The organism is Pinirhizobacter sp., from assembly GCF_035317885.1.
In the GTDB taxonomy this organism is placed as follows: domain Bacteria; phylum Pseudomonadota; class Gammaproteobacteria; order Xanthomonadales; family Rhodanobacteraceae; genus Pinirhizobacter.
The window spans coordinates 1-7,416 of record NZ_DATHFX010000404.1; the positions used below are offsets into that span (position 1 = coordinate 1).

Consider the following 7,416-nt stretch of genomic DNA (forward strand, 5'->3'; position numbering starts at 1 on the left):
GCCATCGAGCGCGGCGGTGCGCATGCCGATCCATGGGAAATGCGTGGACAGGTTGAACCAGCCCCACTGGCGCGGCACCTGGCGGGTAAGCGCCTGCTCGTAGTGCAGCAACAGCGCTTCATGCGAGGTGTAGAAATCCACCCGCTGGTAGCTGTTGATCGACTGGCCGGCGAGGGTCTCCATGAAGCGCAGGGAATCGCCGATACTCGCCACCATGCGGCGGTACTCGGCAGCCAGCGGGGAATGCTCCACCCAGGCCAGGTCCCAGTATTCGGGATGGTGGAGATCGGCAAAGCCGCCATCGATGAGCGCGCGGACGAAGTTCATCGTCATCGCCGAGCGGGCATGGGCCTTGATCAGGCGACGCGGATCGGCGCGGCGGGCGGCGGGCGTGAAGTCCGGGCTGTTGATGAGGTCGCCACGGAAGGCCGGCAGGGTAACGCCTTCGCGGGTTTCGGTATCGGCCGAGCGCGGCTTGGCGTACTGCCCGGCGAAGCGGCCCACGCGCAGTACCGGACGCTTCAACCCGTGCACCAGTACCAGGCTCATCTGCAGCAGTACCTTGAGCCGGTTGGAGATGATCGAGCTGTTGCAGTCAGCGAAGCTTTCGGCGCAATCACCGCCCTGCAAAAGGAAGCGCTTGCCTTCCTGGGCCTCGGCCAGGCGCTCCTTGAGCGTGAGCACCTCCCATGAAGTAACCAGGGGAGGCAGTTGCCCGAGCTCGGCCAGCACATCGCTAAGTTCCGTGGCGTCCTCATAGGCCGGCTGCTGGAGCGCGGTACGCGTCGCCCAGGATTCCGGGGCCCATTGGGCGGCTTCGTTCACGGGATGCAGTTTCATAAGCGGCTGGCCTGTAGCGGACGTAGGGTGTTGCGGTTGCGGCGGGTACCGGGCAGCAAGGCCCAGATGGAAAGCACGATGAACCAAAGGAGGGTCCAGGCCGGCATCGGCAGGCCCAGGATGGGTTCGATCTTGGCGCACTCACCGGAACCAGTGAAGGCGAGCTTGAACATCTTCAGCAGTGGGAATGTGTCCCAGAGATAGGCCAGCCCCGGCCCACAGGAGGGCACTTCGGAAGCTGGCAGGCTCTGCAACCAAAGATGGCGCCCGGCCACGACGATGCCGGCGAGCCCGCCCAGCACCACCAGCGTGGCGTACACCTTGCGGCCGCCGCGCGCAGGGCCATGCAGTGCGCCGATAAGGAAGAACAAACCCATCAAGCACACGGCTACGCGCTGGAAGATGCACAGCGGGCACGGATCGAGGTTCATCACGTACTGCGCGTACAGGGCGAACCCCATCAGGCCGGCACAAACGACGAAACCGAGGGCATAGCGGGAGCGAAAGGACCAGGCGAAGGGGTTCATAGGGTCATGATGCAGTGCGGGATAGTCACGTTACGCGCAAGCCGGCGATGAGGGAAGTCCCGCGTTGCAAGCGTTACAAATGAAACAATTGCAGTAACGCAAAAGCCCCGGCAGGTTTCCCGGCCGGGGCTTTTGCGTTTGAAGAACGCGGTGTTAAGCGTTATTCGGCGTCGACAGCCTCGACCTGCGGGCGATCGACCAGTTCCACGTACGCCATCGGCGCATTGTCACCCGGACGGAAGCCGCACTTGAGGATGCGCAGGTAACCGCCGGCGCGTTCGCGATAACGGGGACCGAGTTCGACGAAGAGCTTGCCGACGGCCTGCTTGTCGCGCAAGCGCGCGAAAGCAAGACGACGATTGGCAACGCCATCGTTCTTGGCCAGGGTGATCAGCGGTTCGGCGACGCGACGCAGTTCCTTGGCCTTAGGCAAGGTCGTGCGGATCAGCTCGTGCTTGACCAGCGAAGAGGCCATGTTGCGGAACATGGCTTCACGATGGCTGCTCGTGCGGTTGAGTTTGCGTCCGGATTTTTGGTGGCGCATGGTCTTGTTCCAGTTCTAAAGAGGGCTAAGCGGGGCTTAGCCCAGCTGCATGCCGTGCGAGAGGCCCGGCGGCGGCCAGTTTTCCAGTTTCATGCCGAGGGCGAGTCCACGACCGCCCAGCACGTCCTTGATTTCGGTAAGCGACTTCTTGCCCAGGTTCGGGGTTTTCAGCAGCTCCACTTCGGTCTTCTGAACCAGATCGCCGATGTAGTAGATGCTCTCGGCTTTCAGGCAGTTGGCCGAACGAACGGTCAGCTCGAGGTCGTCGATCGGGCGTAGCAGCAGCGGATCGAAACCGCCCTTCTCCGCCTTGCTGGTGTCGCTTTCGCGGCGCGAGAAATCGCCGAATACGCCCAGCTGGTCGTTGATGATCTCCGCGGCCTTGCGGACGGCATCTTCCGCGCCGATGGTGCCGTTGGTCTCGATGTCGAGCACGAGCTTGTCGAGGTTGGTGCGCTGCTCCACACGGGCGGCGTCCACTTCGTAGGCCACGCGCAGGACCGGGGCGAACGAGGCATCCAGCTGCAGGCGGCCGATCGGACGGGTGTCATCGTCCGGGTGCTGGCGCGCGCTGGCCGGCTGGTAGCCGACGCCGCGACGCACCTTCAGGCGCATGTTGAGGGCGACGTCCTTGGTGAGGTGGCAGATCACGTGCTCGGGGTTGACGATCTCCACCGAGTGGTCGACGGCGATATCGCCGGCGGTGACCACGCCCTTGCCCTTCTTCGACAGCGTGAGGGTGACCTCATCGCCGCTATGCTGGCGGATCGCGACGTCCTTCAGGTTCAGCAGGACTTCAATCACGTCTTCCTGCAGGCCCTCGAGCGTGGTGTACTCGTGCAGCACGCCGTCGATTTCAACCTCGACGATCGCGCTACCGGGGATGGACGAGAGCAGCACGCGACGCAGCGCGTTGCCCAGGGTGTGGCCGAAACCACGCTCGAGCGGCTCGACCACGACCTTGGCGCGATTCGCACCAAGTTGCTCGACGCTGAGGCCGCGTGGCCGCAGCACACTAGTTGACGAAACTGCCATGCAAGGCTCCGGTGAATTACTTCGAGTAAAGCTCGACGATCAGCGCTTCGTTGATATCGGCCGGCAGGTCGCCACGGTCCGGCACGGACTTGAAGGTCCCCGCGAACTTCTTGGCATCCACTTCGACCCACATCGGGCGGAGGTCCATCGTGTCATACACGGTGGCCGCTTCCTGCACGCGCAACTGCGTCCTGGCACGTTCGGTCAGGGAGACTTCGTCACCCGGGCGAACGTGGAAAGAGGGAACATTGACCTTCTTGCCGTTGACCACGACAGCCTTGTGCGAGACAAGCTGGCGGGCCTGGGCGCGGGTGACCGCGAAGCCCATGCGGTAGACGACGTTGTCCAGGCGCTGTTCCAGCAGGCGCAGCAGGTTCTCACCCGTGTTGCCCTTCTGGGTCGAGGCCTTGGTGTAATAGTTCGAGAACTGGCGCTCAAGCACGCCGTAGATGCGCTTGACCTTCTGCTTCTCACGCAACTGCACGGCGTAATCCGACAGACGGGCGCGCTTGTTGGCGCCATGCTGGCCGGGCTTGTTTTCCAGCTTGCACTTGGAGTCCAGCGCGCGCGCCGGGCTCTTCAGACCGAGATCCGCACCCTCGCGACGGGCGAGTTTGCAGGTAGCTCCACGATAACGGGCCATGGTGGTCTCCTTAGACTCGACGCTTCTTGGGGGGACGGCAGCCGTTGTGCGGAATCGGCGTGACATCAATAATGTTGAGCACCTTGTAACCCAGTGCGTTCAACGAACGTACGGCGGACTCGCGGCCGGGGCCAGGGCCCTTGATGCGAACCTCGACCGTCTTCACACCGTAATCGCCGGCGGCGCGGCCGGCTTTCTCGGCGGCAACCTGGGCAGCGAACGGGGTGGACTTGCGCGAACCGCGGAAACCCGCGCCGCCAGCCGTCGCCCACGACAGGGCATTACCCTGGCGGTCGGTGATAGTGACGATGGTGTTGTTGAAGGAAGCCTGCACGTGGGCCACGGCATCCGTGACAACACGCTTGATCTTCTTCTTGGTTTTAACCGGCTTAGCCATAATGGAATCCGTTACTTCTTGATCGGGCGACGCGGACCCTTGCGGGTGCGTGCATTGGTACGCGTGCGCTGACCGCGCACCGGCAGGCCACGACGGTGGCGGAGGCCGCGGTAGCAGCCCAGGTCCATCAGGCGCTTGACGGCCATGCCAATCTCACGGCGGAGGTCGCCCTCGACGGTGTACTTGGCGATCTCGGCGCGAAGCTTCTCCACTTCGCCCTCGCTCAGCGACTTGATCTGGGTGGTCGGGGTAACACCCGCGTCCACACAGACCTGCTTGGCCCGGCTACGGCCGATGCCGTAAATGCTCTGCAATCCGACCCAGACATGCTTCTGGACCGGCAAATTGACACCCGCGATGCGCGCCATGATGTTCTATCTCCGATGCGTTTCGTGCGCGGTAAACGCGCAATTCTAACCTGAATTGAATCAAACGGAAAGCCCTGCGGCCCTAAGGCCACTGCCCTCCACGGTTTTGGGGGCCTGCGCCGCGTTCAGCTTCGGCGCAAGTTGGACTTCTTGAGCAAACTCTCGTACTGGTGGCTGACCAGGTGCGCCTGCACCTGTGCAGTGAAGTCCATCACCACGACCACCACGATCAGCAGCGAAGTGCCGCCGAAGTAGAACGGCACGTGCCACAGGTTCTGCATGAACGTCGGTACCAGGCAGACCAGCACCAGGTACAGCGCGCCCACACCGGTAAGGCGGGTCATCACGGCATCGATGTACTCCCCGGTGGCGCGACCCGGGCGGATGCCTGGGATCAGCGCGCCGGAGCGCTTGAGGTTGTCCGCCGTTTCCTGCGAATTGAAGACAATCGCCGTGTAGAAGAAGGCGAACGCGATCACCAGCAGGGCGAACACGAGGTCGTGGACCGGCTCTCCCTGGGTCAACGACGTCGTGAGGTACTGCAGCCAGCGGGACTGATGCGACTTGTCCAACCAGTTGGCGGCGGTTGCCGGGAAAAGCAACAGGCTCGAGGCGAAGATCGGCGGAATGACGCCCGCCATGTTGATCTTCAGCGGCAGATGGGAGGTCTGGTTCATATACGCCCGCTGGCCACCCTGGCGGCGTGCGTAATTGACCGTGATCCGCCGCTGCCCCCGCTCCATGAACACCACGAAGGCGATCGTGGCCAGCATCACCACAACTACCATGATCAGGCGCAGCGGCGTGAGCTCGTTGTTCGAGGCCATGGTCAGGGTATGCGCCACGGCGCCCGGAAGCCCCGCCACGATACCGGCGAAAATCAACAGCGAGATGCCGTTACCGATGCCGCGCTCGGTGATCTGTTCACCCAGCCACATCAGGAACATGGTGCCAGCCGTCAGGCCAACCACCGCCGACATCACGAACCCGGCACCCGGCAGGTATACCACCGGTGCGCCTGAACCCTGGGCCACCTGGCCCTGGAACCCCACCGCCAGCATGAACGCCTGGAAGGCGGCCAGGCCAACGGTGCCGAAGCGCGTGTACATGGTCATCTTGCGACGACCGGCCTCGCCTTCCTTGCGCAACTGCGCCAGGGAGGGGATGACCGAGCCCATCATCTGCACCACGATCGATGCCGAGATGTAGGGCACCACGCCCAATGCGAAGATCGAAAAGCGGGCCAGCGAGCCGCCGGAGAACATGTTGAACATGCCCATCAGACCGCCGCCCTGCTCCACCAGGCGAGTCATCGCCTCCGGATTGACGCCCGGGACCGGGATGAACGAGCCCAGGCGGAAGACGACCAGCGCACCAATCACAAAGAAGATGCGCTGACGCAGTTCCGTCAGCTTGCCCAGCGAGCCGAGCGTATTGCCCTGAGCTCCGGCCACGCGACTACTCCACGCTTCCGCCGGCAGCCTCAATGGCTGCCTTGGCGCCGGCGGTGGCCAGGAGCCCCGTCGTTTTGATCTTGCGGCCGATCTCGCCCTTGGCGACGATCTTGACCTTCTTGGCGCGGCTGTCCACCAGGCCCGCCGCATGCAACGTGACCAGGTCGAACGCGTCGCCCTTGAGGTTGGCCAGCTGGTACAGGAACACCTGCTGGGTCTCAACCTTCTTGTGCGAGCGGAAGCCGACCTTGGGCAGGCGGCGCTGCAGCGGCATCTGGCCGCCTTCGAAACCGACGCGATGCGTACCACCAGCGCGAGCGTGCTGACCCTTGTGACCGCGCCCCGCGGTCTTGCCGAGACCCGAACCGATACCGCGACCCACCCGCAGGCGGGTCTTGCGGGAGCCCTTGCCGGGCTTGATGTCATTCAGACGCATGATTTACTCCTCGACCCGAACCAGGTAGTAGACCGTGTTGATAAGGCCACGGACCTGGGGGGAATCCTTCAAATCGCGCACATCGTTGATCTTGCTCAGGCCCAGGGCCCTCACGCTCAGGCGATGGCGACCCTGGACGCCGCGCAGGCCCTTGACCAGGCGCACGCGCACGGTGCCGACGGCAGCGGCGGCTTCGTTCTTCTTAGCCATTACCCAGTACCTCTTCGATCGTCTTGCCACGCTTGGCGGCGATGCGCTTGGGCGAGGCCACGGCCTGCAGGCCCTTGATGGTGGCGCGGACCAGGTTGATCGGGTTACGCGAACCCACGGCCTTGGCCAGGACGTCCTTCACGCCGACCACTTCGAGCACGGCGCGCATGGCACCACCGGCGATCACGCCGGTACCCTCGGAAGCGGGCTGCATGTAGACGCGGGCAGCGCCGTGGTTGGCCTTGATGGCGTACCACAGGGTGCCGTTGTTCAGTTCGATGCTCACCATCTGGCGACGCGCGCGCTCCATGGCCTTGGAGATGGCGACCGGCACTTCACGTGCCTTGCCATAACCGAAGCCGACGCGGCCTTCGCCATCGCCCACTACCGTGAGCGCGGTGAAACTCATCTGGCGACCGCCCTTGACCGTCTTGGCCACGCGGTTGACGGCGATGAGCTTTTCGAGCATCCCGTCGGAATTTTCACGATCATTCGAAGACATCTTCGTTTCCTGTACGCCCGGGACGTTTTGCCCGGGACTTTACGTTTACGGCTTGGTCGCCGCTTGGAGTTGTATGGAACTTAAGGTGCGCGGCCAGCAGCCCAGCCGCGCCCTGTGGTGCAATTGCTTAGAACTTCAGGCCGGCTTCGCGGGCGGCATCGGCCAGGGCCTTGATGCGGCCGTGGTAGCGGAAGCCCGAACGATCGAAGGCAACCGACTCGACACCGGCGGCCCGGGCGCGCTCGGCGACCGTCTTGCCGACGACCGTGGCGGCCTCGATGTTGCGCTTGCTCTTCAGACCCTCGGCGACGGCCTTCTGCACCGTGGAAGCGGCGGCGACGACCTTGCCATCGGGTGCGAACACCTGGGCATAGATGTGCTGGCCGGTGCGGTGGACGCTCAGGCGGTGGACCGCCAGCTCGCGGATGTGCGAACGGGTGGACTTGGCGCGGCGCAGGCG

General features: G+C 63.9%; 12 protein-coding genes. All 12 read right to left on the minus strand.

All coding sequences use genetic code 11. The features are described 5' to 3' along the window. Positions 1-906: 3-deoxy-7-phosphoheptulonate synthase (locus VK519_RS13315; RefSeq protein ID WP_414692752.1), on the minus strand; the 906-nt coding region annotated here is incomplete at its 3' end. After that, positions 837-1,367, minus strand: coding sequence for a disulfide bond formation protein B (locus VK519_RS13320; RefSeq protein ID WP_324350499.1), 531 nt, complete (start codon positions 1,365-1,367; stop codon positions 837-839). The genes VK519_RS13315 and VK519_RS13320, both read right to left, overlap by 70 nt. Positions 1,368-1,527: 160 nt before the next feature. Beyond that, positions 1,528-1,911 carry a 50S ribosomal protein L17 gene (gene rplQ / locus VK519_RS13325; RefSeq protein ID WP_324350501.1) on the minus strand — a complete coding sequence of 128 codons (384 nt, stop codon included), beginning with the start codon at positions 1,909-1,911 and terminating at the stop codon, positions 1,528-1,530. A 36-nt stretch (positions 1,912-1,947) separates the two neighbouring features. Next, positions 1,948-2,946, minus strand: a complete 999-nt coding sequence (locus VK519_RS13330) for a DNA-directed RNA polymerase subunit alpha (RefSeq protein WP_250625430.1) — start codon at positions 2,944-2,946, stop codon at positions 1,948-1,950. A 16-nt stretch (positions 2,947-2,962) separates the two neighbouring features. Further along, the gene (gene rpsD / locus VK519_RS13335; RefSeq protein ID WP_324350503.1) at positions 2,963-3,589 is read right to left on the minus strand and encodes a 30S ribosomal protein S4; all 627 of its coding nucleotides are present in this window, start codon (positions 3,587-3,589) and stop codon (positions 2,963-2,965) included. A gap of 10 nt (positions 3,590-3,599) precedes the next feature. Further along, complete coding sequence (rpsK, locus tag VK519_RS13340; protein ID WP_007513384.1) at positions 3,600-3,986, minus strand: 30S ribosomal protein S11; 387 nt, start codon at positions 3,984-3,986, stop codon at positions 3,600-3,602. Positions 3,987-3,997: 11 nt separating this feature from the next. Then, positions 3,998-4,354, minus strand: a complete 357-nt coding sequence (rpsM, locus tag VK519_RS13345) for a 30S ribosomal protein S13 (protein ID WP_324350544.1) — start codon at positions 4,352-4,354, stop codon at positions 3,998-4,000. 125 nt (positions 4,355-4,479) lie between these two features. Then, complete coding sequence (gene secY, locus VK519_RS13350) at positions 4,480-5,808, minus strand: preprotein translocase subunit SecY (RefSeq protein ID WP_324350545.1); 1,329 nt, start codon at positions 5,806-5,808, stop codon at positions 4,480-4,482. A gap of 4 nt (positions 5,809-5,812) precedes the next feature. After that, the gene (rplO, locus tag VK519_RS13355; protein WP_324350547.1) at positions 5,813-6,244 is read right to left on the minus strand and encodes a 50S ribosomal protein L15; all 432 of its coding nucleotides are present in this window, start codon (positions 6,242-6,244) and stop codon (positions 5,813-5,815) included. 3 nt (positions 6,245-6,247) lie between these two features. Beyond that, positions 6,248-6,454, minus strand: coding sequence for a 50S ribosomal protein L30 (rpmD, locus tag VK519_RS13360; RefSeq protein WP_324350549.1), 207 nt, complete (start codon positions 6,452-6,454; stop codon positions 6,248-6,250). Beyond that, entirely contained in the window at positions 6,447-6,956 is a 510-nt protein-coding gene (gene rpsE / locus VK519_RS13365) for a 30S ribosomal protein S5 (RefSeq protein WP_250625424.1), read from the minus strand. The genes rpmD and rpsE overlap by 8 nt, the downstream gene beginning before the upstream one ends. 127 nt (positions 6,957-7,083) lie before the next feature. Next, positions 7,084-7,416: 50S ribosomal protein L18 (rplR, locus tag VK519_RS13370; protein WP_324350551.1), on the minus strand; the 333-nt coding region annotated here is incomplete at its 5' end.

Excerpts from the sequence above, each read along its gene's own strand:
- VK519_RS13320 (WP_324350499.1), bottom strand. The coding sequence starts at position 1,367 with ATGAACCCCTTCGCCTGGTCCTTTCGCTCCCGCTATGCCCTCGGTTTC.
- rplQ (WP_324350501.1), bottom strand. The coding sequence starts at position 1,911 with ATGCGCCACCAAAAATCCGGACGCAAACTCAACCGCACGAGCAGCCAT.
- VK519_RS13330 (WP_250625430.1), bottom strand. The coding sequence starts at position 2,946 with ATGGCAGTTTCGTCAACTAGTGTGCTGCGGCCACGCGGCCTCAGCGTC.
- rpsD (WP_324350503.1), bottom strand. The coding sequence starts at position 3,589 with ATGGCCCGTTATCGTGGAGCTACCTGCAAACTCGCCCGTCGCGAGGGT.
- rpsK (WP_007513384.1), bottom strand. The coding sequence starts at position 3,986 with ATGGCTAAGCCGGTTAAAACCAAGAAGAAGATCAAGCGTGTTGTCACG.
- rpsM (WP_324350544.1), bottom strand. The coding sequence starts at position 4,354 with ATGGCGCGCATCGCGGGTGTCAATTTGCCGGTCCAGAAGCATGTCTGG.
- rplO (WP_324350547.1), bottom strand. The coding sequence starts at position 6,244 with ATGCGTCTGAATGACATCAAGCCCGGCAAGGGCTCCCGCAAGACCCGC.
- rpmD (WP_324350549.1), bottom strand. The coding sequence starts at position 6,454 with ATGGCTAAGAAGAACGAAGCCGCCGCTGCCGTCGGCACCGTGCGCGTG.
- rpsE (WP_250625424.1), bottom strand. The coding sequence starts at position 6,956 with ATGTCTTCGAATGATCGTGAAAATTCCGACGGGATGCTCGAAAAGCTC.